Annotated in this window: 1 protein-coding gene; it reads right to left on the bottom strand. The window is 66.2% G+C overall.

Annotated elements, in window-relative coordinates; genetic code table 11:
* Window positions 1–160: 160 nt before the first annotated feature.
* On the bottom strand, window positions 161–417 hold a 257-nt coding region (locus tag ON20_RS41115), incomplete at its 5' end, for a transposase (protein ID WP_040839536.1).

The following is a 417-nucleotide window of genomic DNA, read 5'->3' as shown; positions in this document are numbered from 1 at the left end:
AGCCACATCCGCGTCCCGACATCGGGATCAACGGGTGTCTGCGCGGCCGGCAACCGTCGATAGGTGGATCGTGCCAGCCCAACGACCCTGCACGCGAACCGCTCCGAGACGCCCAGAACTTCCTGGAGCATGTCCACGGCTCCCCGCTTGGCCGCCGGGCCTAGAATTTTCCCCTCGAGATCTCCCGCAGCGCATCTTTCTCCAGCTCCGCATCGGCCGGCAGCCGCTCGAGCCGCGCGTTCTGTTCCCGCAGCTCCTCGAGTTCCTTGGCGGCATCGGTGTCCATACCGCCGTACTGACGGCGCCAGTTATACAAAGTCGCCGCCGACACTCCCAGCTCAGCGGCGATCTGTTCGCCGGTCAAGCCTTCCGCGGCCAGTTCATCGGCGCGCCGCAGCTTACGCACGATGTCCTCCG

Source organism: Nocardia brevicatena NBRC 12119, assembly GCF_000308495.1.
Lineage (GTDB): Bacteria > Actinomycetota > Actinomycetes > Mycobacteriales > Mycobacteriaceae > Nocardia > Nocardia brevicatena.
This window is presented reverse-complemented; position numbering and strand designations above follow the sequence as displayed.